At 67.0% G+C, this 26248-nt stretch carries 23 protein-coding genes; 12 read left to right on the top strand and 11 right to left on the bottom strand.

The features are described from left to right. Window positions 1-128 precede the first annotated feature (128 nt). Together AACL56_RS07580 and AACL56_RS07575 are read left to right on the top strand one after the other, a co-directional pair. Window positions 129-1025 (top strand): RNA ligase family protein, encoded by an 897-nt coding sequence (locus AACL56_RS07580; protein ID WP_339089212.1) that lies wholly within the window; start codon window positions 129-131, stop codon window positions 1023-1025. Further along, on the top strand, window positions 1022-2161 hold the full coding sequence (locus tag AACL56_RS07575) for an AAA family ATPase (protein ID WP_339089211.1): 1140 nt from the start codon (window positions 1022-1024) through the stop codon (window positions 2159-2161). Before AACL56_RS07580 ends, AACL56_RS07575 begins: the two co-directional genes overlap by 4 nt. A gap of 80 nt (window positions 2162-2241) precedes the next feature. On the opposite strand, the gene ffh is transcribed toward AACL56_RS07575, so the two are convergent. After that, window positions 2242-3630 (bottom strand): signal recognition particle protein, encoded by a 1389-nt coding sequence (gene ffh / locus AACL56_RS07570; protein WP_339089210.1) that lies wholly within the window; start codon window positions 3628-3630, stop codon window positions 2242-2244. Between the two features lie 113 nt (window positions 3631-3743). Between ffh and AACL56_RS07565 the strand changes: the two genes are divergently transcribed. The 8 genes from AACL56_RS07565 (at window position 3744) to AACL56_RS07530 (ending at window position 14129) form a co-directional block, all read left to right on the top strand. Beyond that, on the top strand, window positions 3744-4556 hold the full coding sequence (locus AACL56_RS07565; RefSeq protein ID WP_339089209.1) for a cytochrome C assembly family protein: 813 nt from the start codon (window positions 3744-3746) through the stop codon (window positions 4554-4556). Next, the gene (locus tag AACL56_RS07560) at window positions 4553-4819 is read left to right on the top strand and encodes a PP0621 family protein (RefSeq protein WP_339089208.1); all 267 of its coding nucleotides are present in this window, start codon (window positions 4553-4555) and stop codon (window positions 4817-4819) included. The genes AACL56_RS07565 and AACL56_RS07560 overlap by 4 nt, the downstream gene beginning before the upstream one ends. Further along, entirely contained in the window at window positions 4816-6516 is a 1701-nt protein-coding gene (locus tag AACL56_RS07555; RefSeq protein WP_339089207.1) for a two-component system sensor histidine kinase NtrB, read from the top strand. Before AACL56_RS07560 ends, AACL56_RS07555 begins: the two co-directional genes overlap by 4 nt. A 4-nt stretch (window positions 6517-6520) precedes the next feature. Next, entirely contained in the window at window positions 6521-8095 is a 1575-nt protein-coding gene (locus AACL56_RS07550; protein WP_339089206.1) for a sigma-54-dependent transcriptional regulator, read from the top strand. After that, the gene (gene ampD, locus AACL56_RS07545) at window positions 8067-8699 is read left to right on the top strand and encodes a 1,6-anhydro-N-acetylmuramyl-L-alanine amidase AmpD (RefSeq protein ID WP_339089205.1); all 633 of its coding nucleotides are present in this window, start codon (window positions 8067-8069) and stop codon (window positions 8697-8699) included. The genes AACL56_RS07550 and ampD overlap by 29 nt, the downstream gene beginning before the upstream one ends. A 350-nt stretch (window positions 8700-9049) precedes the next feature. Then, window positions 9050-11965: a ribonucleoside-diphosphate reductase subunit alpha gene (locus AACL56_RS07540; RefSeq protein WP_339089204.1), complete on the top strand. Its 2916-nt coding sequence runs from the start codon at window positions 9050-9052 to the stop codon at window positions 11963-11965. Between the two features lie 223 nt (window positions 11966-12188). Further along, window positions 12189-13388, top strand: coding sequence for a ribonucleotide-diphosphate reductase subunit beta (locus tag AACL56_RS07535; RefSeq protein ID WP_339089203.1), 1200 nt, complete (start codon window positions 12189-12191; stop codon window positions 13386-13388). Window positions 13389-13583: 195 nt separating this feature from the next. Then, window positions 13584-14129 (top strand): histone H1-like DNA-binding protein, encoded by a 546-nt coding sequence (locus AACL56_RS07530; RefSeq protein WP_339089202.1) that lies wholly within the window; start codon window positions 13584-13586, stop codon window positions 14127-14129. Window positions 14130-14220: 91 nt separating this feature from the next. On the opposite strand, the gene AACL56_RS07525 is transcribed toward AACL56_RS07530, so the two are convergent. From AACL56_RS07525 to AACL56_RS07495, 7 genes are all read right to left on the bottom strand, one after another. Further along, window positions 14221-15123 (bottom strand): carbohydrate kinase family protein, encoded by a 903-nt coding sequence (locus AACL56_RS07525; RefSeq protein ID WP_339089201.1) that lies wholly within the window; start codon window positions 15121-15123, stop codon window positions 14221-14223. Between the two features lie 75 nt (window positions 15124-15198). Then, entirely contained in the window at window positions 15199-16614 is a 1416-nt protein-coding gene (locus AACL56_RS07520) for a zinc-ribbon and DUF3426 domain-containing protein (RefSeq protein ID WP_339089200.1), read from the bottom strand. Between the two features lie 64 nt (window positions 16615-16678). Beyond that, window positions 16679-17563, bottom strand: a complete 885-nt coding sequence (gene prmA, locus AACL56_RS07515; RefSeq protein ID WP_339089199.1) for a 50S ribosomal protein L11 methyltransferase — start codon at window positions 17561-17563, stop codon at window positions 16679-16681. A gap of 114 nt (window positions 17564-17677) precedes the next feature. Next, a complete protein-coding gene (accC, locus tag AACL56_RS07510; protein WP_339089198.1) occupies window positions 17678-19027 on the bottom strand; it encodes an acetyl-CoA carboxylase biotin carboxylase subunit in 1350 nt (449 codons plus the stop codon). A gap of 2 nt (window positions 19028-19029) precedes the next feature. Then, the gene (gene accB, locus AACL56_RS07505) at window positions 19030-19494 is read right to left on the bottom strand and encodes an acetyl-CoA carboxylase biotin carboxyl carrier protein (RefSeq protein ID WP_339089197.1); all 465 of its coding nucleotides are present in this window, start codon (window positions 19492-19494) and stop codon (window positions 19030-19032) included. A 108-nt stretch (window positions 19495-19602) separates the two neighbouring features. Next, window positions 19603-20151 carry a TlpA family protein disulfide reductase gene (locus tag AACL56_RS07500; RefSeq protein WP_339089196.1) on the bottom strand — a complete coding sequence of 183 codons (549 nt, stop codon included), beginning with the start codon at window positions 20149-20151 and terminating at the stop codon, window positions 19603-19605. Next, the gene (locus AACL56_RS07495) at window positions 20152-20748 is read right to left on the bottom strand and encodes a hypothetical protein (RefSeq protein ID WP_339089195.1); all 597 of its coding nucleotides are present in this window, start codon (window positions 20746-20748) and stop codon (window positions 20152-20154) included. 112 nt (window positions 20749-20860) lie between these two features. Here AACL56_RS07495 and mpl point away from each other — a divergent pair, with 112 nt between their 5' ends. Beyond that, on the top strand, window positions 20861-22264 hold the full coding sequence (gene mpl / locus AACL56_RS07490) for a UDP-N-acetylmuramate:L-alanyl-gamma-D-glutamyl-meso-diaminopimelate ligase (protein WP_339089194.1): 1404 nt from the start codon (window positions 20861-20863) through the stop codon (window positions 22262-22264). 5 nt (window positions 22265-22269) lie between these two features. Further along, window positions 22270-22779 carry a cupin domain-containing protein gene (locus AACL56_RS07485; RefSeq protein WP_425337051.1) on the top strand — a complete coding sequence of 170 codons (510 nt, stop codon included), beginning with the start codon at window positions 22270-22272 and terminating at the stop codon, window positions 22777-22779. An 8-nt stretch (window positions 22780-22787) separates the two neighbouring features. On the opposite strand, the gene AACL56_RS07480 is transcribed toward AACL56_RS07485, so the two are convergent. The 3 genes from AACL56_RS07480 to tldD all read right to left on the bottom strand — a co-directional run bounded on the left by AACL56_RS07480 (window position 22788) and on the right by tldD (window position 26216). After that, the gene (locus AACL56_RS07480) at window positions 22788-23906 is read right to left on the bottom strand and encodes a 3-deoxy-7-phosphoheptulonate synthase (protein ID WP_339089192.1); all 1119 of its coding nucleotides are present in this window, start codon (window positions 23904-23906) and stop codon (window positions 22788-22790) included. Window positions 23907-24137: 231 nt separating this feature from the next. Continuing rightward, entirely contained in the window at window positions 24138-24674 is a 537-nt protein-coding gene (locus AACL56_RS07475; protein WP_339089191.1) for a hypothetical protein, read from the bottom strand. A gap of 81 nt (window positions 24675-24755) precedes the next feature. Continuing rightward, on the bottom strand, window positions 24756-26216 hold the full coding sequence (tldD, locus tag AACL56_RS07470) for a metalloprotease TldD (RefSeq protein ID WP_339089190.1): 1461 nt from the start codon (window positions 26214-26216) through the stop codon (window positions 24756-24758). Between the last annotated feature and the right edge of the window lie 32 nt (window positions 26217-26248).

Genomic DNA, 26248 nt, shown 5'->3' with positions numbered 1-26248 from the left:
GGCGCCAAGCTGCGTACCCGCTGACCAGGCACGGCCCCACACCACGGCCATGCAAGTCGCTCCCGACCTTTCCCAGCTTCGCTCCCGCACGTTGTCGGTTCTTCCTGGTTTTCATCCGGAGAACAAACGTGTTTCCTCTCTCTTCCCTTTCATCGATTCCGCTGCTCAAGTACCCGCGTACTGCGCACCTGGAAGGCTCGCGGCTGCAGGCGGGCGATAGCGACGACGGCCAGGTGCCGTTGTCCGCGCTGCACGGCATGCAGGTCGTCATCGAGGAAAAGCTCGATGGCGCCAATGCCGCCGTGTCGTTCACTTCCGCGGGCGAGCTGCTGCTGCAGTCGCGCGGCCACTACCTCGCGGGCGGTGCCGGCGAGCGCCAGTTCAACCTGTTCAAGCACTGGGCGGCCGCACATGAAGCGGCGTTGCTTGAGCGCCTCGAAGACCGCTACGTGATGTACGGCGAGTGGTGCTTCGCCAAGCACAGCTGCTGGTACGACCGGTTGCCGGCGTTCTTCCTGGAGTTCGACATCTACGACCGGCAGGCGCAGTGCTTCCTCTCGACACCCGCGCGGCATGCGCTGCTCGAAGGCGGTCCGGTGCTTCCGGTGCCGGTGCTGTACGACGGCGAGATGCCGCGCCATGCGAACGCGCTGCGCTCGCTCGTGCGGCCGTCGCTGGCGCGCAGTGCCGAATGGAAGCGCGCCTTCGAACTGGCGGTGGCGCACGAAGGCCAGCCGCTCGATCTGGTGCGCCAGCAGACCGACCTGTCGGACCTGGCCGAGGGCCTGTACCTCAAGACCGAGGCGGGCGGGCAGGTGACGGGCCGCTACAAGTGGGTGCGTCCGGACTTCGTGCAGACCATCCTCGACTCGGGTTCGCACCACAGCCGCCGGCCGGTGCTGCCCAACCAGCTGGCGCCGGGCGCGGACCTCTACGCGCCCACGCCGCAACTGACATGGCACGACCTGGGCCTGCGCACCGTACGCGACCCCGCCGAGCTGACAACGACAGGGAGAAAAAAATGAACTTCGACGACCTGCGCGCGCTGGTGCCCGCGCCTGGCCAAGGCACCGACTGGGCGCAATGCTGCGACCTGCTGCCGGCGCTGCGGCGTCTCGAGGAGACGCCGCAAGACCCGTACTACCACGCCGAAGGCAACGTCGGCATCCACACGCGCATGGTGCTCGACGCGCTGCTGCAGGACGCGCACTACCGGCGCGCCGATGCCGACGGCCGCTTCGTGCTGTTCATGGCCTGCCTGCTGCACGACATCGCCAAGCCCGACACCACGGTGATCGACGAAGCCAGCGGCCGCATCGGCCAGCCCGGCCACTCGCGGCGCGGCGCGGTCGACGTGCGCGTGCTGATGTGGAAGGCGCGCGTGCCGTTCGCGCTGCGCGAAGCCGTGTGCCGGATCATCGCGGTGCACCAGTTGCCTTTCCATGCCTTCGCCTCGCGCAAGGGCGTGCGGCCCGAGTGGCTGGTGCACAAGCTCTCGTGGGAACTGAGCCTGCCCGACCTGTGCTGCGTGGCGCGCTGCGACATGCTCGGCCGCAGCTATGAGAAGCGCGCCGACAGCATGGCCGACATCGCGCTGTTCGAGGAACTCGCGCAGGAAGAAGGCTGCTGGAACGGTCCGCGCCCGATGGCGGACGCGCACACGCGCCTGGCCTACTTTCGCGGCGCCGACACCAGCCCCGACTACCCGCTGTTCCAGAACCCGGGCTCCCGGGTGACGGTGATGTGCGGCCTGCCGGCCAGCGGAAAGAACCACTGGGTGGCGCGGCAGCGCCAGGGCTGGCCAGTGGTGTCCTTCGACGACGCGCGCGCCGAGCTCGGCCTGAAGCACGGCGAGAACGACGGCATGGCCGCGCACCACGCGGTCGACCAGGCCAAGGCGCTGCTGCGCAGGCAGGAGCGCTTCGTGTGGAATGCGACGCACCTGAGCGAGCAGATGCGCACCAAGACGCTCGACCTGCTGTGGAACTACCACGCGCAGATCGAGCTGGTGTACCTCGAGGTGCCGCACGCGGAGCTGATGCGCCGCAACCGCGAGCGCGACACCACGCTGTCGAACGCGGGCATCGAGCGCATGCTGCACCGCTGGGAACTGCCCGCGCCGGTGGAAGCGCACGAGACGGTCTACGAGATACAGACCTGAGCGCGCGGCCCCGAAGACGGAAGGCCCGCCGGTTCGCACCGGCGGGCCTTCTTATATATATGAGGGGATGAAGCGTTTGCCTAGAACGGCAGCTTCGGACCGCCAGGGCCACCCATGCCGGGCATGCCCTTCATGCCGCCCATGCGCTTCATCATCTTCATGAGGCCGCCGCCCTTCATCTTCTTCATCATGCCCTGCATCTGCTCGAACTCGTTGAGCAGGCGGTTCACTTCCTGGACCTGCACGCCCGCGCCGGCCGCGATGCGGCGCTTGCGCGTGGCCTTCAGCAGCTCGGGCTTGCGGCGCTCGAGCGGGGTCATGCTGTTGATGATGCCTTCCTTGCGGCGGATGTCGCGTTCGGCGCGGCTCAGGTCGGCCTCGCTGGCCTTGGCGGCCATCTGCGTGGGCAGCTTGTCCATCAGGCTCGACAGGCCGCCCATCTGCTTCATCTGCTGCAGCTGGCCGAGGAAGTCGTTGAGGTCGAAGCCCGCGCCGCTCTTGACCTTGGCCGCGAGCTTCTGTGCCGCCGCCACGTCGACGCCGGCCGTGACCTGCTCGACCAGCGCCACGATGTCGCCCATGCCCAGGATGCGGCCCGCATGGCGCTCGGCGTCGAACACCTCGAGGCCATCGATCTTCTCGCTCACGCCGGCGAACTTGATCGGCACGCCGGTGACCTGGCGCACCGACAGCGCCGCACCGCCGCGCGAGTCGCCATCGGTCTTGGTCAGGATGATGCCGGTGAGCGGCAGCGCCTCCTTGAACGCCTTGGCGGTGTTGATGGCGTCCTGGCCCTGCATGGCATCGACCACGAACAGCGTTTCGACCGGATCGACCGCGGCGTGCAGCTGCTTGATCTCGGTCATCAGCGCCTCGTCGATGGCCAGGCGGCCGGCCGTGTCGACCAGCAGCACATCGAAGTAGTGGCGCCTGGCGTGGTCGAGCGCGGCGCGCGCGATGTCCAGCGGCTTCTGGTCGGGCGTGCTCGGGAACCACTCGGCGCCGGCCTGCTTCGTGACCGTCTTGAGCTGCTCGATGGCGGCCGGGCGATACACGTCGCCCGACACGGTGAGCACCTTCTTCTTGCGCTTCTCGATCAGGTGCTTGGCCAGCTTGGCGGTGGTGGTGGTCTTGCCGGCGCCCTGCAGGCCGGCCATGAGGATCACCGCGGGCGGTTGCGCGGCGAGGTTGATGTCGGACACGCCCTCGCCCATGGTGGCGGCGAGCTCGCGGTTGACGATGCCCACCAGCGCCTGGCCCGGCTTGAGCGAGCCCAGCACTTCCTGTCCGAGCGCTTTCTCCTTCACGCGGGCGACGAAGTCGCGCACCACGGGCAGCGCCACGTCGGCCTCGAGCAGCGCCATGCGCACTTCGCGCAGCATGTCCTGCACGTTGCTTTCGGTGATGCGGGCCTGGCCGCTCATCGTCTTGACGAGGCGGGAGAACTTTTCTGTGAGGGCGGTGGCCATGAGCGGGATGCCTTGCTGCCCGCTGCGGCGGGCCGGTGGAAGTCTTGGAGACGAGGGGGAGAACTTGAAGTCGGGCGCGGGCAACGCAAGGGCGAGACGCTAAACTCCGGCCGATGATTTTAGCGATCCCCTCTCCACTCGGCGTGGCGCTGGGCATCGCCACCGCGGTTGCCTATGGATTTGTCGCCGCCGCCGGCGCCAGGCTCAGCCGCCAATCGACCCAATGGGCACTCGGCATCGCATGGCTGCTGCACGCGGCCGTGCTGGCCCACGGCCTGATCGGCAGCGATCCCCGCTTCGGTTTCGCCCCTGCCCTGTCGGTCACCGCGTGGCTGGTGCTCACTGTCTACGCGGTCGAAAGCCGCATGTACCCGCAACTGAAGGTGCGCCGCGCGCTCGCCTGGCTGGGCGCGGCCGCCGTGCTGCTGGCCATCCTGTTCCCCGGAACGCCGCTGCATGTCGCGGCCTCGCCCTGGCTGCCGCTGCACCTGGCGCTGGGCATCGCGTCGTACGGCCTGTTCGCCGCGGCCGTGGTGCACGCGTGGCTGATCACCCGGGCCGAAAAGCAGATCCGCCTCGCCACCAACGAGCCGCAGGGCGGCGTGCCGCTGCTCACGCTCGAACGCCTCACCTTCCGCTTCGTCGCCGCCGGCTTCGTGCTGCTCTCGGCCACGCTGCTCGCAGGGCTCCTGTTCAGCGAACAGCTCTACGGCGCCGCGGGCCGCGCCTGGAAGTGGGACCACAAGACCATCTTCTCGGTGCTCGCCTGGATCACCTTCGCCATCCTGCTGGTCGGACGCCTGCGCTTCGGCTGGCGCGGACGCACCGCGCGCCGCGTGCTGTACGCCGGCTCGGCGTTGCTGCTGCTGGCCTACGTGGGCTCGCGCTTCGTGCTCGAGGTGGTACTGGCACGCCCTCCCGTATGAAATACCTGCTCGTCCTCGCGGTGCTCTGGATCGCGATCTGGCTCTGGCGCAAGAACCGCCGCGAAGAAATGCGCGAGGCCCTGCGCGAACGCGCCGCCAAGGCCCGTGTCACGCCGCCGCCGAACGGTCCGCCCGGCCCGCCGCAGGCCATGGTGCGCTGCGCCCACTGCGGCCTGCACCTGCCCGCCGCCGATGCCATCGCCGGCCCGGGCGGCGCGGTCTACTGCAGCAGCGCCCACCGCGACGCCGCCGCGGCGCGATGAGTTCGCGCCTCTCGTCGCACGGCGAGCCGGCCACCGACTGGGACGTGCTCGACCCGGCGGGAGCGGGAGAGAGTTCCGCGCTGATCCGCCTCTGGCGCGGCTTCATGGGCGCGCGCTGCTTCGTGGCGCTGGTGCTGATGCTGCTGCAGGGCGTGGCCTACGCCATGGGCCAGACGGTGCAGCCCGCCGCCGTTGCCATTTCCTGCCTCTACCTGGCCGCCAGCTGGCTGGGCATGCGCTACACGCGGTTCCGCCCGCCGATCCGCAGCTTCACCGCGCTGTGGCTGCTGACCATCGGCATCGACCTGGCCGCCTTCACCGCGCTGCAGGTGCTGCAGGGCGGCAACGTCAACTACACGCCGCTGTTCGCGCTGCCCGTGCTCATGAGCGCGGTGCTCGGCACCATGACCGTGAGCCTGGGCACCGCGGCCACCGTCACGCTGCTGCTGCTGGCCGACGCCGGCTGGCACTGGCTGCAGCAGCCCGTCGATTCGTCGACCCGCTTCGTGCAGGCGGCGCTCACCGGCACTGGACTCTTCGTGGTCGCGCTGCTGGCGCACGAACTGGCACGCCGGCTGGCGCGCGAAGAGGCGGTGGCGCAGCGCAGCCGCAGCAGCGCGCAGATGCAGGCGGAGGTCAACGACCTGGTGATCGAGACGCTCAGCGAAGGCGTGCTGGTGATCGATGCCGAAGGCCTCGTGCACGCGGCCAACCCGGCCGCCGACGCCATCCTGGGCCAGGGCCTGGCGAAGCTGGCGCTGCCGTTCCCGCTGCACGCGCAGCCCGCGTGGCACGCCCTGGCCGCGCTGGCGCGCCAGACCTTCGCGCGCCGCGCGCCGCAGGCGGAAGAAATCCCGGTGGCGCAGGCGCGCGGCGCCGCGCGAGAGGTGCGCGTGCGCACCCGGCTCACGCCCACCAGCGACCGGCACGTCGACAGCCTGTGCGTGATGTTCCTGCAGGACCTGCGCGAACTCGAGGCGCGCATCCGCACCGAGAAGCTCGCCGCGATGGGCCGCATGTCGGCCGCGGTGGCGCACGAGATCCGCAATCCGCTGGCGGCCATCACGCAGGCCAGCGCGCTGCTCGCCGAAGACCTCACCGACCCCGGGCATCGCAAGCTCACGAGCATGGTGCAGCACAACGCGCAGCGGCTCGCGCGCATCGTGGACGACGTGCTCGACGTCTCGCGCGCGCGCCAGCAACGGGTGCTGTCGCTGGGCGAGCAGGTGGTGCTCGACCCCGCGGTGCAGGTGCTGGCAGAGGAATGGGTGCGCCAGACGCAGCGCAAGGGCGTGCTGATCTCGCTCGATGCGCCCGGCAGCGACGTGCGCTTCGACGCCGAGCACCTGCGCCGTCTGATGGTCAACCTGCTGGACAACGCGTCGCGCTATGCGAGCCAGCAGGACGGCTCGATCCAGGTGCTGACGACGCTGCAGCGCGGCGGCTCCGCCCGGCCCAGCCTCATGGTGTGGAGCGACGGCGCGCCGCTGGAGCCGGCGGTGCAGCGGCACCTGTTCGAGCCCTTCTTCTCTTCCGAGAGCCGCTCGAGCGGCCTGGGCCTGTTCCTGTGCCGCGAGCTGTGCCGCCGGCATGGCGCCACCATCGGCTACGAGCGCCGGTCGCTCGCGCCGGGCGGCCCCGAGGGCAATGAATTCTTCGTCAGCTTCGCCGTGAGCGAAAACCGGCTGACACAATAGCGCCGTGAGCATTCCCACCCCTTCCAACCAGCGGCCGGCGCAGATCCTGGTCATCGACGACGAACCCGATCTGCGCACGCTGTACGAGCTCACGCTGCTGCGCGAGGGCTATCGCGTCGAGGCCGCAGGCAGCGTGTCGGAAGCATGGCAGCACCTGGAAACGGGCCGCTTCGACGCGGTGATCACCGACATGCGGCTGCCCGACGGACAGGGCATGGAAATCATCCATCGCATCCAGAAGGACCAGCGCAGCGAGCGCTGCGTGGTGATGACCGCCTACGGCTCGGCCGAGAACGCGGTCGAGGCCCTGAAGGCCGGCGCCTTCGACTACCTGACCAAGCCGGTCGACCTGAAGCAGTTCCGCGCGGTCGTCGCTTCCGCCGTGCAGGCGCGCCAGGCACCACCGGTGCCGCAGGTTCCGGCCAGGTCCGCGCACGCACCGGCCGCGGCCGGCAATGGCGCAGAGACACCGCCCGCCACGTCGGGCACCGGCATCGCCGCGCTCGACCGCCTCGTCGGCGAATCGGAGCCGATGCGCCTCGTGAAGTCGCGAATCGCCAAGGTGGCGCGTGGCATGGCGCCGGTGCTGGTGCGCGGCGAGTCGGGCACCGGCAAGGAACTGGTGGCACGCGCGGTGCATGCCTGCAGCCAGCGCAGCGACGGCCCCTTCGTCGCAGTGAATTGCGGCGCCATCCCCGAGAACCTGCTCGAGGCCGAGTTCTTCGGCGCGAAGAAAGGTTCGTACACCGGCTCCTCGCAGGACCGCGACGGCTACTTCCAGGCCGCGAGCGCCGGCACGCTGTTCCTCGACGAGATCGGCGACCTCCCGCTGGCCATGCAGTCGAAGCTGCTGCGCGCGATCCAGGAGCGCAGCGTGCGCTCGATCGGCTCGACGCAGGAAGAAGCCGTCGACGTGCGCATCGTCAGCGCCACCCACAAGGACCTGCACGCCGAAGTGCAGGCCGGCCGCTTCCGGCAGGACCTCTTCTACCGGCTCAACGTGATCGAGATCGCGGTGCCCGCACTGCGCGACCGCCGCGAAGACCTGCCCGCGTTGTGCGCCGCCCTGCTCGCGCGCATCGCGCAGGACGGCGGGCTGCCGGTGCCTCACCTGTCGGCCGACCTGCTGCGCCGCCTCGCGATGCATCCGCTCGACGGCAACGTGCGCGAACTGGAAAACCTGCTGCACCGCGCCGTCGCGCTGAACGACGGCGACGAGCTTCACCTCGACCTGATGGGTGGCTTCACCGCCGCCGCCGAAGCCGCAGCATCCGCCCCCGCGCCGCTGATGCCACAGCCGCAGTCGCCTGGCGCGCCCGTCGCGTCGGCCACGCCCGTGCCCATGGCGCCCGCCGCGCCGAAGGCCGCGCCACTGCCGCTGCCCTCCGACCTGCAGGCCTACCTCGACCAGCAGGAACGGGAGATCCTGGTGCGTGCACTGCACGAAAGCGGCTTCAACCGCACGGCCGCCGCCGCGCGGCTGGGCATGAGCCTGCGGCAGATCCGCTACCGCATCGCGCGGCTGGGCATCACCACACCGAACGGCGACGATGGCGCAAGCAGCCAGCCCGACGACTGAAGACCCCGGCGGCGACCGCGGCAGGGGCGGCGCACTCTGGCAGGCCGGCTGGTACCGCTTCGCGAAGGCGCTGCGCTCGCCCAACTTCGGGCCGCGCCCCGCGGTCGCTCCCACCGATCTCATCGTGCTGCACTCGATCAGCCTGCCGCCCGGCGAGTACGGCGGCGACGCGGTGCAGCGGCTCTTCACCAACCGGCTCGACTGGGACGCGCACCCCTACTTCCAGTCGATCCGCGGGCTCGAGGTGTCGTCGCATTTCTACGTGCGCCGCGACGGCGAGCTGTGGCAGTTCGTGAGCTGCGACGACCGCGCGTGGCACGCCGGCGTGTCGTCGTGGCGCGGACGCGCGAACTGCAACGACGACTCGATCGGCATCGAGCTCGAGGGCCTCGAGGGCGGGCTGTTCGAGCACGCGCAATACGAGACGCTCGCCAGCCTGTGCGCCGCGCTCGCGCAGCACTACCCCATCGCCCACATCGCGGGACACGAGCACATCGCACCGGGCCGCAAGCAGGACCCGGGCGCCGGCTTCGACTGGCGCGCGCTGCGCGAACAGCTCGGCTGGGATCCACAGATGTTTCCGGCGCAGGTGGTCGATTGCTAATTTTTTCAATCGCGTGAACCGTCGCGATGCGCTGCGCCGCGAACGCATCGCGACGCAGATTGCAAATGCCGCGCCCAGCAACCATGCGGGTTGCAAGCCCAAATCGGCTCGCAAGCCAAGCACCGCGCGGGTTGCGCGAACATAGGCCAGTATTCATGGGCCATCTCCGGCGGTAGGCCCTGCCGAATGAAATATGACAGTGGGTGTATCCGAAGGAAAACACTACCTGTAGTGGCTTGTAGGCCACCGACACCCTAGATATAGTGTCCCCCGGTCCGGTCGCCAGCACCGGCGCGGCACCCAGCCCAGGTGCCGCCATCCAACAAGAATTGCCAACCGAGAGGAAGCGAATGCAAACAGCCCTGAACCCCCAATCGACCTCGCGCGCCGTGCCCTCCGCGCCCGTGCAGCAGCAGCGAGACACTGCCGGCTCGCCCACCAGCCAGAACCTGGCGCACTACCAGATCATTCGCCGCAACGGCGCGGTCGTGCCCTTCGAGCCGAACAAGATCGCCATCGCGATGATGAAGGCCTTCCTGGCGGTGCACGGCACCCAGGGCGCCGCTTCGGCCAGCGTTCGCGAGACGGTCGACACGCTCACGCAGGGCGTCATTCGCGCCATGGTGCGTTCGCGTCCGGGCGGCGGCACCTTCCACATCGAGGACGTGCAGGATCAGGTCGAACTCGGCCTGATGCGCGGCGGCCACCATGAAATCGCCCGCGCGTACGTGCTGTACCGCGAGCGCCGCACGCAGGAGCGTTCGAAGCAGGTCGAGAACGAAGTGCCGGCCGCACCCGCACTGCACGTGCTGGACAACGGCGAACGCGTCGCGCTGGACCTGAACGAACTCAAGAGCCTGATCGAGTCGGCCTGCCAGAACCTGGGCGACAACATCACGGCCGCGCCGATCGTCGCCGAGACGATGCGCAACCTGTACGACGGCGTGCCGCTCGACGAGGTCTACAAGGCTTCCATCCTCGCGGCCCGCACGCTGATCGAGAAGGACCCCGACTACACCTTCGCCACCGCGCGCCTGCTGCTGCACACGATCTTCAAGGAGATCATCGGCCGCGAAGTGATGCCCGCCGAGCGCGCCACCGCCTACGCCGACTACTTCCCGCAGTTCATCAAGAAGGGCGTCGAAAACGACCTGCTCGACGAGAAGCTGCTGCAGTACGACCTGCCCCGCCTGGGCGCCGCCCTGAAGGCCGAGCGCGACAACCAGTTCGACTACCTCGGCCTGCAGACGCTGTACGACCGCTACTTCCTGCACGTGCGCAAGACCCGCATCGAGCTGCCGCAGGCTTTCTTCATGCGCGTGGCCATGGGCCTGTCGCTGAACGAGATCGACCGCGAAGCGCGCGCCATCGAGTTCTATGAAGTGCTGTCGTCGTTCGACTTCATGTCGAGCACGCCCACGCTGTTCAACGCCGGCACGCTGCGCTCGCAGCTGTCCAGCTGCTACCTGACCACGGTGCCCGACGACCTGGACGGCATCTACGAGTCGATCAAGGAAAACGCGCTGCTCTCGAAGTTCGCGGGCGGCCTGGGCAACGACTGGACCCGCGTGCGCGCGCTCGGCAGCCACATCAAGGGCACGAACGGCGAATCGCAGGGCGTGGTGCCGTTCCTGAAGGTGGTGAACGACACGGCCGTGGCCGTGAACCAGGGCGGCAAGCGCAAGGGCGCCGTCTGCACGTACCTCGAAACCTGGCACCTCGACATCGAGGAGTTCCTGGAGCTGCGCAAGAACACCGGCGACGACCGCCGCCGCACGCACGACATGAACACCGCCAACTGGATCCCCGACCTGTTCATGCGCCGCGTGATGGAAAAGGGCACCTGGACGCTGTTCTCCCCTTCCAACGTGCCCGACCTGCACGACCTGTTCGGCGCCGAATTCGAGCGCGCCTACGTCGCCTACGAAGAGAAGGCGGCCCGCGGCGAGATCAAGCCCGCTCGCACCATCCAGGCCACCGACCTGTGGCGCAAGATGCTCACGATGCTGTTCGAGACCGGCCACCCCTGGATCACGTTCAAGGACGCCTGCAACGTGCGCTCGCCGCAACAGCACGCCGGCGTGGTCCACTCGTCGAACCTGTGCACCGAGATCACGCTGAACACCAGCGACACCGAAACCGCGGTGTGCAACCTCGGCTCGGTGAACCTGCTGCAGCATCTGAAGGACGGCAAGGTCGACCAGGAAAAGCTGAAGAAGACGATCTCGACCGCGATGCGCATGCTCGACAACGTGATCGACATCAACTACTACGCCGTGAAGAAGGCCCGCGACTCGAACCTGCGCCACCGTCCGGTCGGCCTGGGCCTGATGGGCTTCCAGGACGCGCTGTACGAACTGCGCATTCCGTACGCCTCGCACGAAGCCGTGCAGTTCGCCGACGAGTCGATGGAAGCCATCTGCTACCACGCCTACTGGGCGTCGACCGAACTGGCCAAGGAACGCGGCAAGTACTCGAGCTACAAGGGTTCGCTGTGGGACAAGGGCATCCTGCCGATCGACTCGCTCGACCTGCTCGAGAAGGCACGCGGCGGCTACGTCGAAGTCGACCGCTCGGCGACCCTCGACTGGGACGCGCTGCGCTCGAAGATCAAGGCCGACGGCATGCGCAATTCGAACTGCGTGGCCATCGCCCCGACCGCGACCATCTCGAACATCATCGGCGTGGACGCCTCGATCGAACCCTGCTTCGGCAACCTGTCGGTCAAGTCGAACCTGTCGGGCGAGTTCACCGTAATCAACCACTACCTGGTGCGTGACCTGAAGCGCCTGGGCCTGTGGGACGACGTGATGGTCATGGATCTGAAGCACTTCGACGGTTCGCTGCGCCCCATCGACCGCGTGCCGCAGGACGTGAAGGCGCTCTACGCCACCGCGTTCGAAGTCGAAACCACGTGGCTGGTGGAAGCCGCCGCGCGACGCCAGAAGTGGATCGACCAGGCGCAATCGCTGAACATCTACATGGCCGGCGCATCGGGCAAGAAGCTCGACGACACGTACAAGCTCGCATGGCTGCGCGGCCTGAAGACCACGTACTACCTGCGCACGCAGAGCGCCACGCACGCCGAGAAGTCGACGGTGCAATCGGGCCGGCTCAACGCGGTGTCCTCGGGCAACGAAGCACCATCGGGCATGAGCGCGCTCGAGGCCGCGGCCGCTGCTGCGCAAGCGCAGATGAATGCGATTCCCGCCACCGACATCGCGTTCTGCGGCGTGGACGATCCGACCTGCGAAGCCTGCCAGTGATGTGCATGTGAAGCGTCGCGCGATGCATCGAGAAATGCGCGCGACGCTTCAGCGAATCGGCGAGGTGCATGCGAAAGACGCGCGACGTTCACTCAATGGCGACATTGACTGACATCGCGCGATGCATGCGAGCAACATAACAACCACATAAATGGCGTGCGGTGTGAACGAGCACTTTGCAACTCACATCGTTGCTCCGATAATTTGAGCATTGGATTTTTCTATGTTGACCTGGGACGAAGAAGTCAAGCCCTCCTTACCAAAGGACATGCAACAAGGATTGCAGCACCACAGCGCATCGACCATCGGTTCACCCGCAGGTCGTCCGGTGGATGCGTCGACTTCGTCGATCACACAATCGACGCCACTGCGTTCGGTTGATGCAGCGGCAACGCCCGCCGCCGCCCAGCGCGTCAAGGCTTCCGACAAGCGCATCATCAACGGCCAGACCGACGTCAACCAGCTGGTGCCGTTCAAGTACAAGTGGGCGTGGGAAAAATACCTCGCCACCTGCGCCAACCACTGGATGCCGCAGGAAGTGAACATGACGCGCGACATCGCGTTGTGGAAGGACCCGAACGGACTGACCGAAGACGAGCGCCGCATCGTCAAGCGCAACCTCGGCTTCTTCGTGACCGCCGATTCGCTGGCCGCCAACAACATCGTGCTGGGCACCTACCGCCACATCACCGCGCCCGAGTGCCGCCAGTTCCTGCTGCGCCAGGCGTTCGAGGAAGCGATCCACACGCACGCGTACCAGTACATCGTCGAGTCGCTCGGCCTGGACGAGAGCGAGATCTTCAACGCCTACAACGAAGTGCCGTCGATCCGCGAGAAGGACCAGTTCCTGATCCCGTTCATCGACGCCATCAGCGACCCCAACTTCCACACCGGCACCCACGAGACCGACCAGACGCTGCTCAAGTCGCTCATCGTGTTCGCCTGCCTGATGGAAGGTCTGTTCTTCTACGTCGGCTTCACGCAGATCCTTGCGTTGGGCCGCCAGAACAAGATGACCGGCGCCGCGGAGCAGTACCAGTACATCCTGCGCGACGAGTCGATGCACTGCAACTTCGGCATCGACCTGATCAACCAGCTCAAGCTCGAGAACCCTGGCCTGTGGACCCCCGAGTTCAAGGCAGAGATCAAGGCCCTCTTCATGAAGGCCGTCGAGCTCGAATACAGATACGCCGAAGACACGATGCCGCGTGGCGTTCTCGGCATGAACGCCTCCATGTTCAAGGGCTACCTGCGCTACATCGCCAATCGGCGCGCGCAGCAGATCGGCCTCGAAACGCTCTTCCCGAACGAGGAAAACCCGTTCCCCTGGATGAGCGAAATGATTGACCTGAAGAAAGAACGCAACTTTTTCGAGACGCGCGTGATCGAGTACCAATCGGGTGGCGCGCTCTCCTGGGATTGAATCTTTCGACAAGAACAATGAATTCAAGAATTGCCCTTGCCACCGATCGCGCCGAAGAGCGCGGCATGGACGAGGGCTCAGGTGTTCATGGTGCTGGAGCTCAGATTCCAACGCCATGGATCGCTTCACGCTACCCAACGTGCGTGGAGTGCTTCAATAGGTTGATTTTTTCAACTTGATCAAGGAGAAATAGAAATGGCAACTGCAAAGAAAGCTCCGGCCAAGAAGGCCGCCGCAAAGAAGGCTCCGGCAAAGAAGGTCGTGGCTGCTAAGAAGGCTCCGGCAAAGAAGGTCGCTGCCAAGAAGGCTCCGGCCAAGAAGGTCGCTGCCAAGAAGGTAGCCGCCAAGAAGGCGCCTGCGAAGAAGGTCGCCGCCAAGAAGGCAGCACCGGCGAAGAAGGCTGCTGCGAAGAAGGCACCGGCGAAGAAGGTCGCTGCCAAGAAGGCAGCACCGGCGAAGAAGGCTGCTGCGAAGAAGGCACCGGCAAAGAAGGCCGCTGCCAAGAAGGCGCCTGCGAAGAAGGCTGCTGCCAAGAAGGCCCCTGCCAAGAAGGCTGCGGCCAAGAAAGCCGCGAAAAAGCCCGCTGCCAAGCCTGCCGCTGCTGCCAAGAAGCCTGCTGCGAAGAAGGCCCCCAAGGCTGCTGCGCCCGCCAAGGCTGCAGCCGTAGCGCCCGCTCCCGCGGCGCAAACGACGCTGAACCCCCAGGCAGCCTGGCCGTTCCCCACGGCCAGCAAGCCCTGAGTCTCCTCAGCGGCCTTGAAGGCAAAAAGCCCGGCACCTCACGGTGCCGGGCTTTTTTCATGGGTGCCGGTCTTGCCGGCGACGGATCAGGTCAGAGGCCCAGTGCCTTGCGATCGATCTGGTAGTTCTGCGGGCCGCGCTGTGCGATCTTGATCGCGCCGACCTTGTTGCCCAACGCAGCGCACTGCGCCAGCGACCAGCCCTTCTCCAGACCGAACAGCAGCGCACCGCGCCAGGCGTCGCCGCAGCCCGTGGGCTCGACCACTTCGGTGGCCACCACGCCGGGCACATGCTCGCGTTCACCGTTCACCCAGACCTCGCAGCCCTCTCCAGCCAACGTGACGACCAGGCCGCGCACGTGCGTCGAGATCTCGGCCAGGCTCCAGCCGGTGCGCTGCGAGAGCATCTTGGCTTCGTAGTCGTTCACCACCACCCAGCTCGCGAGCTCGACGAAATGGCGCAGCGCCTCTCCGTCGAACATCGGCAGGCCCTGGCCCGGATCGAACACGAACGGAATGCCCGCGGCGGCGAACTGCTCGGCGTGCTGCAGCATCGCGTCCCGGCCATCGGGTGCGACGATGCCGAGCTTGATGTCCTCGCGCGCTGTCACCTTGGTGATGTGCGCCTGCTGCATCGCGCCGGGGTGGAAGGCGGTGATCTGGTTGTTGTCGACGTCGTTCATGATCATCGCCTGGGCGGTGAAGGTGTCGTCGAGCTGGCGCACGAACTCGGTGTTGATGCCGAGCGTGCGCATGCGCTCCAGGTACGAGGCGCCGTCGCTGCCCAGCGTGGCCATCGGCAATGCCGTGCCGCCCAGCGCGTTGAGGCTGTAGGCGATGTTGCCGGCGCAGCCACCGAAGTCACGGCGCAGCGTGGGCACCAGGAACGACACGTTGAGGATGTGCAACTGGTCTGGAAGGATCTGGTCGGCGAACCGGCCCTCGAAAGTCATGATGGTGTCGAACGCGAGGGAACCGCAAATCACTGCTGCCATGGTGAGCCGTTTGGTAAAGGAAAAGGTTTGAGAAAGGGAATGAGGCGAGCGCACCGTACAGTGGACGCGCCCCGCTCAGGGATAGAAGGCCTCGACCCGGTAGCCCGCGATGGGCGGCAGCGCCGCCGCCTCCGAGGCCGACAAGGTCAACGGCAGCGAGGCCGCGCGATCGGCGCGAGCCTGCAGCAACGCCGGCGCACCATAGTCGGCAGGCATCAACACACGGCGGACCACGGCGCGCTCCTGCGTGTCGAGCAGCGAGAGTTCGATCGCCGGCATCGCGAGCGGCACGGTCGCGCCGTTGCGCAAGGTGAAGCTCAGGCGGTAGTCGTTGGTACCGCTCTTCTCGCGCGCGAAGGCCGCGCCTTCGATCACGATGTCGCCTATCTGGCGCACGGCTGCGAGTTCGCAGCCGGTGTACCGGCACAGCGCGGCAAGCGCAGGACGAAGGTTCGGCTGGCGTGCGGCGATGCCGTCGCGCTCATGGCGCAGCACCTGCACCGCGAGCAGCAGCACGGCCACCAGCGCCAGCAACACCAGCACGGTGCGCACGCTCCTGCGCTGCCAGAACCCCGGCAGCGCATCGGCATGCTCTTCCTCATCGGCAAAGGGATGGCCCACCGGCGGCTCGAAGGCCGAAGAGAGCGAGTAGTCCGGCTCGCTCTCGGCCTGCACCACCACGGGCTCGACCTCCACTTCGGCTGCCTTTGCGGCGGCACGCTCCTCGCGCGCCTTGGCGCCCGCAATCTTGGCGGACTTGGCACGCGCGCGGCGCAATGCCTTCTGCATCTGCACCTGGTCGTGGTCCTTTTCTTCCTGCTCGCGCTCGCTCTCCCCGTCGTCGCTCGATTGCTGGATGAGCGCACGCGTCTTGATGAAACGCGGCGTGAAAGGCAGAGGCGGTGCAGGCGGCGGCGGCGCGGGCGGCGGCGACGCGAGGTTCAGGTCGATGTCGGGGAACGGCGGCAGCGTGCTCGGTGGCGGCTTCCATGCGGGCTCGGTGGCATCGAGATCGGACCAGGGCTCGTCGGCGACGAGGCCGTGTTCGGGCAAGGTGAGCGTGAAGGCAGGCGATGCCAGCGGCTGGGATGACGCCGATGCCGAAGCCGATGGCGCTTCCTGCTCGTCGTCGAAAAAGTCTGCGTCTTCCGGTGCGGGTGCGGGAGCCTCTTCGGGCGGCGCAGCGGGCGCTTCAACCGGCAGGGATGTCGGCGGCTCAGGCGAGGTCGCGACCGGCTCGGAAACTGCGGGCGGCGTGGTCGCTGCAGCCGTGTTGGACGGCTCGAACAATCCGGGCACATGGCCGCCCTGTGCCGTCACTCGCGATGTCGGCGGCGGCGATGCACCGTCCTGCGCCTCGTGCAGGTCAAGGGTGGCGTCGAACACATGGCTGCATCGGCCACAGCGCACCCAGCCGTCGGAGATGCGCAACTGGTCGCGCACCACCTTGAAGGTGGTGGTGCAGGCAGGGCAGCGCGTGACGAGGCTCATGACCGGGCGATTGTAGGGTTGGACCCCCGCCGCGAGAGGGGCGCGAACGGTGGCCCGGTGCCGCTCAGCAGCGAGCGGTCATGAGGATCCAGCCGTCCTCGGCATCGCTGACCTCGAGCGCGGCGTACGGCGCGTAGGCTTCCTTCAACTCGTCGGCCTGCCGCTCGAGGATGCCGGCCAGCACCAGCGATCCACCTGCCTTCACATGACTGCGCAGCAGCGGTGCGAGCACCTTGAGCGGCGTCGCCAGGATGTTGGCGAGCACGGTGTCGTACGCGCCTTTGGCCGCTTCGGGCAGTCCGGCATTCAACCGAACGGCGTTCGCCTCCGCGTTGAGCACGGTCGAGGAGACCGCAGCTTCATCGATATCGACAGCGTCGATGTCGGTCGCACCGAACTTGGCGGCGCCGATCGCGAGGATGCCGGAGCCGCAGCCATAGTCGAGCACACGCTGGTTGCCCAGCGAGCCCCGCGTGGCGATCCAGCGCAGGCACATGCGCGTGGTCGGGTGCGTGCCGGTGCCGAAGGCCAGGCCCGGGTCGAGCCGGATCACCTGCTTCGCCTGTGCGGGCGGCTCGTGCCACGTGGGCACGATCCAGAATTCGGGCGTGATCTCGACGGGCGCGAACTGCGATTGCGTGAGCCGCACCCAGTCCTGCTCGGGCACGGGCGCGACGCCGAGCACCTCGCAGCCCTCGAAGAAGTCTTGCAGCGCGAGCACCGACGCGGCCTCCTTCGCGAGCGCCTCGTCGGCAAACAGCGCGATCACCCGCGAACGCTGCCAGCCGTCCTTGGGCGGCGGCATGCCGGGTTCGCCAAACAGCGCCTGCTCGGCGTCGGTCTGCGCGTCGGCGTCTTCGACCGACACGCTCAGCGCATCGAGTGCGTCGAGTGCGTCGCTGAGCGTCTCGACCCGGTCTTCCGGCGCCATCAGCCGAAGTTCAAACATGACAAGCTTCCTCTGTACCAGGAACACCGAGGACCCGGCTTTGCCGGGCCTCCGGTGTTGCCCCCTGCAAGGGGGTTGGCGAAGCGACACGAAGTGCGCGAAGCCTGGGGGTGATCATCGCTTATGCGCAGCCAGCCACTCTTCCAGGTAGTGGATGTTGGTGCCGCCGGTCATGAACTTGGAGTCGACCATCAACTCGCGATGCAGCGGGATGTTGGTCTGGATGCCTTCGATCACGGTCTCGTTCAGCGCCGTGCGCATGCGCGCCATCGCCTGTTCGCGCGTATCGCCGTAGACGATGATCTTGCCGATCATCGAGTCGTAGTTCGGCGGCACGAAGTAGTTGGTGTACGCATGCGAATCGACGCGAACGCCCGGGCCGCCCGGCGGATGCCACATGGTGATGCGCCCCGGCGACGGCGTGAACTTCCACGCGTCTTCCGCGTTGAGGCGCACTTCGATGGCGTGTCCGTGCATCTGGATCTGGCGCTGCGTGAACGGCAGCTTCTCGCCGGCCGCAACCATGATCTGCGTCTTGACGATGTCGATGCCGGTGGTGAACTCCGTGACCGGATGCTCCACCTGCACGCGCGTGTTCATCTCGATGAAGTAGAACTCGCCGTTCTCGTACAGAAACTCGAAGGTGCCGGCGCCGCGGTAGCCGATCTTCTTGCAGGCAGCCGCGCAACGCTCGCCGATCTTCTCGATCAGCTTGCGCGGAATGCCCGGCGCGGGCGATTCCTCGATCACCTTCTGGTGGCGGCGCTGCATGGAGCAGTCGCGCTCGCCCAGGTAGACGGCGTTCTTGTGCTTGTCCGCGAGGATCTGGATCTCGATGTGGCGCGGGTTCTGGAGAAACTTCTCCATGTACACGGCCGCATTGTTGAACGCCGCGCCAGCTTCGGCCTTGGTCATCTGGATCGCGTTGACCAGCGCCGCTTCGGTATGCACCACGCGCATGCCGCGGCCACCGCCGCCGCCCGCCGCCTTGATGATGACCGGATAGCCGATCGCACGGGCAATGCGCTTGTTGGTGGCGGCATCGTCCGAGAGTTCGCCCTCGGAGCCGGGCACGCAAGGCACGCCGGCCTTGATCATGGCCTGCTTGGCCGACACCTTGTCGCCCATCGTGCGGATGTTGTCGGGCGTGGGGCCGATGAACTGGAAACCGCTCTGTTCCACGCGCTCGGCGAAGTTCGCGTTCTCGCTCAGAAAGCCGTAACCGGGGTGAATCGCTTCGGCGTCGGTCACTTCCGCGGCCGAGATGATGGCCGGCATGTTGAGATAGCTCTGCGCCGACGGTGCCGGGCCGATGCACACGGCCTCTTCGGCGAGCTTGATGTACTTCGCGTCGCGGTCGGCTTCCGAATACACCATCACGGCCTTGATGCCGAGTTCGCTGCAGGCGCGCTGGATCCGGAGGGCAATTTCCCCCCGGTTTGCAACCAGGATCTTCTTGAACATGGTCACTCGATGATGAACAGCGGCTGTCCGTATTCGACCGCCTGGCCGTTCTCACCAAGGATCTGGGTGACCGTGCCGGACTTGTCGGCTTCGATTTCGTTCAGGATCTTCATCGCCTCGATGATGCAGAGCGTGTCGCCTTCGCTGACCTTGCTGCCGACCTCGACGAAAGCCGGAGCGCCCGGACTCGACGAGCGGTAGAACGTGCCAACCATCGGCGATTTCACCGCATGGCCCGAAGGTGCAGCCTCGGCTGCGGGCGCGCTGGCGGCAGCAGGCGCTGCGGGGGCGCCAGCGGCCGGTGCGGCTGCCGTTTGCGGCGCAGCCAATGTTTGCACGTACTGCACCGGAGCGGCACCGCCGCCCTTGACGATGCGGACCTTGCCTTCGGTCTCAGTGATTTCCAGTTCGGAAATATTCGATTCGGACACCAGATCGATCAGTGTCTTGAGTTTGCGCAGATCCATGGGACTCCAGTGCCGGCTGAGCCGGTCTTCAGGATATAACTTGTTAACTTGTTCGAAAATCGTTGATTTTCGTCGTTTGGCGCTTAACGCCAGCGGAGGGGACGGATTCTAACCACGAACAAGTTCGCGTCGCCAAGTGTCCAGGTCGGTGGTTTCCAGCTTGCCCATTTTACGAGCCGCCACTGAACCGGCTCCGTCCAGCACCAAGGTGAAGGGCAGACCACCGCCTGTGTTGCCCAGATTCTTGACCAGTTCGGTACCCTGCAAGCCGGCCAGCCCGGTCGGATATGTCACTGGCGTGCGCTGCAGGAACTTGCGGACCGCGCTGGGCTGATCGATCGCCAAACCCACCACTTGCCAGCCGTTCGCACCGTTTTTACGGAAGAAGGCGTCGATCATGGGCATTTCCTCGACGCATGGCGGGCACCACGTGGCCCAGAAGTTCAGCAGCAGAGGCTTGCCGCGCAAACTCGACAAGACGAGGTCGCCCCCCTCCGGCCGCTCGAAGCTCTGGCCCCAGAAAGCTGCATCGAGTTGCTCACCGCCTGCTTCGCTACTGGCGCGCTCGTTCCACCAGGCACCACCAAGCCCGGCGGCCGCAGCCGCTGCCGCCACACCGGCATAGAGCATGCCGCGTCGGGTGGGCGAAGAAGTCATTCACTTGTCCTTTTCTCGTTCAATGAGGCGGCGAAGCGCGGGCAGATCACCTCGCGGCGTACGCCCCTGTGCGTCCGGCTTCAGCGCGCCCCGCAGGTCGTCGAGGTCGTAGACGAGCAGGTGCACGCCGATTTCCTCACCGAGCGCTCGGCTCGGGGCATGCACGCTCAGCGCCTCGACCTGTTCACCGTGAAAGCCGGTGACCATGCGGGGTTCGTAGTCGACATGGTGATCGATGAGTGCGATCTCCGCCGACTTGGAATCATCGCAGAACAACTGAATATAAATGTCTGACAGCCGGGTGGCCGTTCCGTGCCACACGGCACCACCGACGTGAGGACGGAAAACCGCCATGCGCTCCATCCACTCGAGGGCGAGCAGGCGCAGCGCATGCAATTCCTGGGGTTGGGTGTCGGCGCAGAAGAGCTCGATGTACTCGCGCACCTCGGCCTCGACCTCGTCGTTGTTGGGCAGCGCCGTGCGCGCCGACAGACCGAGATCGCGCAGCGCCCGCCGCTTGGCCGGGCCGTATTCCAGCCCTTCCTCGACGACGAGACGGGCTGCAGCGGCGGCGATTTCACGCTTGGACGTGTCCATCGCGGCATTTTGCCCGCAGCAGACGTCCCTCACACGAACATCAGTACGGGGGAGCAGGACAACCACGCCGCCATCCACCGGGGCATGCAATCCGCTTACCTAGAATCGACCGATGCACATTCATATTCTGGGTATCTGCGGCACGTTCATGGGCGGCGTCGCCGCCCTGGCGCGCGAGGCAGGCCATCGGGTCACGGGCTGCGATGCAGGCGTGTACCCGCCGATGAGCGACCAGCTGCGCGCCCTCGGCATCGATCTGATCGAAGGCTTCGGCGCCGACCAGCTCCTGCTCGCACCCGACATGTTCGTGGTCGGCAACGTGGTCTCGCGCGCCCGGCTGCCCGACGGCAGCCCCAAGTTTCCGCTGATGGAGGCCATTCTCGACGCCGGCAAGCCCTACACCAGCGGCCCGCAGTGGCTCGCCGAGCACGTGCTTTTCGGGCGCCATGTGCTTGCGGTGGCCGGCACGCACGGCAAGACGACCACCACGTCGATGCTGGCCTGGGCGCTCGAGAAGGGCGGCAAGGCGCCCGGCTTCCTGGTCGGCGGCGTCCCGCTCGACTTTGGCGTATCGGCCCGGCTGGGCGACGGCCCGGCCTTCGTGATCGAGGCCGACGAGTACGACACGGCCTTCTTCGACAAGCGCAGCAAGTTCGTCCACTACCGCCCGCGCACCGCAGTGCTGAACAACCTCGAGTTCGATCACGCGGACATCTTCGACGACCTGGCTGCCATCGAGCGCCAGTTCCATCATCTGGTTCGCACCGTCCCAGGGAGCGGGCGGCTGGTGGTGAACGCCACCGAAGAAAGCCTGCAACGCGTGCTGGCCCAGGGCTGCTGGAGCGAACTGGCGCGCTTCGGAGGCAACGGCGAATGGCAGGCCCGCGGTTCGCACGACGCTTTCGACGTGGTGCAGCGCGGCGAGGTGGTCGGGCGGGTCGAATGGGAGCTTTCGGGCTTGCACAACCAGATGAACGCGCTGGCCGCCATCGCCGCCGCCGAGCATGTCGGCGTACCGCCCGCCGAGGCGGCCCGCGCGCTGGGCAGCTTCCGCAACGTGCGCCGGCGCATGGAACGGCGCGGCACGGTCGAGCGGACCGGCGGCGCGATCACGGTCTACGACGACTTTGCCCACCATCCCACCGCCATCCGCACCACGCTCGACGGCCTGCGCAGGAAGCTGGACGCGGCCGGCAAGCAAAGTGAGCGCATCCTCGCGGCTTTCGAGCCCCGCAGCAACACCATGAAGCTCGGCGTGATGGCGGCCCAACTGCCCTGGAGCCTCGAATCGGCCGACCTCTCGTTCTGCCACACCGCAGGCCTCGACTGGGACGCCGCGGCGGCACTTGCGCCAATGGGCGATCGCGTCCAGGTGGCGAGCGCCATGGAGCCGCTGGTGAAACAGGTGGTGGCCGCATCGCGGCCGGGCGACCACATCGTCTGCATGAGCAATGGCGGATTCGGCGGCGTGCACGACAAACTGCTTGCCGCCTTGCGCGCGCCGGCGGCATCATGACCGCCATGGCCGTTGCGCGCGCTCGCGAACTGATCGACACCCTGAAGCTGCAGCCCCACCCCGAGGGCGGCTGGTACAGCGAGGTGTTCCGATCGGCCGCGAGCGTCATCCCGGCCGATGGCCGCGCGCCGCGCAGCGCGCTGACCAGCATCTACTTCCTGCTCGAGGCCGGCCAGCATTCCCGCTGGCATCGGGTGCTGTCGGACGAAGTCTGGGTCTACCTGGAAGGCGTGCCGCTGGCGCTGTGGACCTGCGATGCCGCCATGCGAACCGCGCCGGCCCATGTTCGCCTGGGTACGGTCGACGTCCATGGCAGCCGGCCCCAGCACGTCGTGCCCGCCGGCCAATGGCAGGCAGCCCGGCCGATCCAGGGGCACAGCTCGGGCGACTACACGCTGGTCGCCTGCCTGGTCGGGCCGGGCTTCGACTTCGCCGACTTCTCGCTGGTGCCGCCCGGCAGCGACGAGGCTGCGTCGATGCGGCACCACTGGCCCGACCTGGCCGGCATGCTGTAGAACGTCTTTCAGCCCCGGCGGCGCTTGACCGCTTGCGACAGCGTGTCGAGCACCTGCACCGAGTCGTCCCAACCCAGGCACGCGTCGGTGATGCTCTTGCCGTATTCGAGGCCCGACAGCTCGTCCTTGCCCGGCGTGAATTTCTGCGCGCCGGGCTGCAGGTGGCTCTCGACCATCACCCCGAACACGCGGTTCGAGCCGCCGGCGATCTGCGCGGCGATCTCTTTGGCCACATCGATCTGCTTCTGGTGCTGCTTGGAGCTGTTGGCATGGCTGCAATCGACCATCAGCGTGGGCGGCAGCTTGGCGGCCTGGAGATCGTTGCATGCGGCGTCGACGCTGGCGGCGTCGTAGTTCGGCGCCTTGCCGCCGCGCAGGATCACATGGCAGTCGGGGTTGCCGTTGGTCTGCACGATTGCGACCTGGCCGTTCTTGTGCACCGACAGGAAGTGATGGCCGCGCGCCGCGGCCTGGATGGCGTCGGTGGCGATGCGGATGTTCCCGTCGGTGCCGTTCTTGAAGCCGATCGGCGCCGACAGGCCCGACGCCAGTTCGCGGTGCACCTGGCTTTCGGTGGTGCGCGCGCCGATGGCGCCCCAGGCGATCAGGTCGCCGATGTACTGCGGCGAGATCACGTCGAGGAACTCGCTGCCCGCCGGCAGGCCCATGCGGTTGATGTCGATCAGCAACTGGCGCGCGATGCGCAGACCTTCGTCGATGCGGAAGCTTTCGTCGAGGTACGGGTCGTTGATGAGGCCCTTCCAGCCGACCGTGGTGCGCGGCTTCTCGAAGTACACGCGCATCACGATCTCCAGCGTGCCGGCGTACTTTTCGCGCTCGGCCTTCAGGCGGCGGGCGTATTCGAGCGCCGCGGCCGGGTCGTGGATGGAGCACGGTCCCATGACCACCAGCAGCCGATCGTCCTTGCCCGCCATGATGTTGTGGATGCTGCGGCGCGTGCCTTCGATCAGCGTCTCCACGGGCGTTCCGCGAATGGGGAAGAAGCGGATCAGATGTTCGGGAGGGGGGAGCACGTTGATGTCCTTGATGCGTTCGTCGTCGGTCTTGCTGGTTTTTTCGACGCTCGCATACCAGCTGTCGCTGGCGGGGGCAATGTTCGTGCTCATGGGTGCTTCCTTGTTGGATTGAAATCGTCAGGACAAAAAAAACCGCCGGGGGCTTGAGGCCACCGGCGGTTTTGGGAGGGTGTTCGTATGTGCTTCTTACGCGCTCGCCTCTCGTCCGCCGGAAACCGGGAACCAAAAGTAGGCAAAGAAATAAGCGCGGAGGGCGGACATGTGGGCGGAATGTAGCACGGAAAAACAAAACCCGGCTCGACGGCCGGGCGTTCGTTGTTTTCAGCGGTAACCCGATTCGTTGGGGTTGTGGATGATCCAGATCAGGTTGCCGGCGGAGTAGTCGCCCATGCCGCCGCCCGCGAAGATCAGGCGGCCCTGGCCCTTGTAGGTCATCTCGAAGCGATGGCGGTCGCTGCCGAAATAGAACGGGATGAAGGCCTTGCCCGTCACGTAGGCGCCCTGGTCGGTGGGTTGGCCGGCGAGGTCGGTGACCTGCTTGGCGCTCATGCCGATCTGCAGCCGCGCGAACTTGCTGTTGCGCGCCGGGTTGCCGGTGATCTCGCCCTCGTAGCCGTTCAGGCCCTTCACGGTGCGGCCGCTGCCGGCCTCGACCTTCGAGGAATCGACCACGTTGCCCTGGGCGTCCATGCCTGCCTTGGCGCCGCCGCGTGCCGGTGCAGCGGGAGCCGCGGCCGGTGCGGGTGCCGCTGCAGGCTGGCTGCCCGAACCGCCCCTGGATGCGCAACCGGCGGTGGCCAGCGCCACCACCGCGGTCACGGCCCACAGCACGGCGGACGAATTGATCCTGTTCCCCATCGAAATGCTCCTCGAACTCATCGTTCGCAAAAGGGCCGCAGCTTAGCAACCGAGGGAAACAGCGGGCAAGTGCCTTAAGGCCTAAGCCGTTCCACCTACTGTCAGCCCGTCGATGCGCAGCGTGGGCTGGCCGACGCCCACGGGCACGCTCTGGCCTTCCTTGCCGCAGGTGCCCACGCCTGTGTCGAGCGCCATATCGTCGCCGATCATGGTCACGCGGGTGAGCGCGTCGGGACCGTTGCCCACGATGGTCGCGCCCTTCACCGGGTACTGGATCTTGCCGTTCTCGACCCAGAAGGCCTCGCTCGCGGAGAACACGAACTTGCCGCTCGTGATGTCGACCTGGCCGCCACCGAAGTTGGTGGCGTACAGGCCCTTCTTGATGCTGGCAACGATTTCCTGCGGGTCCTTGTCGCCGCCGAGCATGTAGGTGTTGGTCATGCGCGGCATCGGCACGTGGGCATAGCTCTCGCGGCGGCCATTGCCGGTGGGCTTGACCTTCATGAGGCGCGCGTTCATCGCGTCCTGGATGTAGCCCTTGAGGATGCCGTCCTCGATCAGCACGTTGCGCTGGCTGGCGTTGCCCTCGTCGTCGACATTGAGCGAACCGCGGCGATCGGCGATGGTGCCGTCGTCGAGCACCGTGACGCCCTTGGCCGCCACGCGCTGGCCGATGCGGCCCGAGAACGCGCTGGAGCCCTTGCGGTTGAAGTCGCCTTCCAGGCCGTGGCCGATGGCCTCGTGCAGCAGGATGCCTGGCCAGCCGGAGCCGAGCACCACGGTCATCTCGCCGGCCGGGGCCGGGCGCGCGTCCAGGTTGGTCAGCGCGGCCTTGACGGCGTGGTCGACGTACTCGGCGATCTGCTCGTCGGTGAAATACGCCAGGCCGAAACGCCCGCCACCGCCGCCGGAGCCGACTTCGCGCCGGCCGTTCTGCTCGGCGATGACGGTGACAGACAGGCGCACCAGCGGACGCACGTCGGCGGCCAGCGTGCCGTCGGCACGCGCCACGAGCACCACGTCGTACTCGCTGGCCAGGCCCGCCATGACCTGCGCCACGCGCGGATCGCGCGAGCGGGCCAGCTTCTCGACCTTCTCGAGCAGCTTCACCTTGGCGGTGCTGTCGAGCGTGGCGATGGGGTCGATGCCGTCGTAGAGCGAGCGGCTGGCGGCGATCTTGCGCGCGGCGGTCTTCACTCGCGCGGTGCGGCCGGCGGAGGAAATCGAACGCACGGTGCGCGCTGCGTCGAGCAGCGAGGCCTCGGAAATGTCGTCGGAATAGGCGAAGGCGGTCTTCTCGCCGCTGACCGCGCGCACGCCGACGCCCTGGTCGATGCTGAAGCTGCCGGTCTTGACGATGCCCTCTTCCAGGCTCCAGCCTTCGCTGCGCGTGTACTGGAAGTACAGGTCGGCGTCGTCCACGCGGTGCGCGGTGATCTCGGCCAGGGCCTTGCTCAGGTGCGATTCGTCGAGGCCGAACGGCGCGAGAAGGAGCTGTTGCGCCGTGGCGAGGCGCTCGATGGTGGGTTCGCGGGAGATCATGCCGGGATTCTATGGCTCGCCCCCAGGCTGCG

Source organism: Variovorax paradoxus (assembly GCF_902712855.1).
GTDB lineage: Bacteria > Pseudomonadota > Gammaproteobacteria > Burkholderiales > Burkholderiaceae_C > Variovorax > Variovorax paradoxus_Q.
This window is presented reverse-complemented; position numbering and strand designations above follow the sequence as displayed.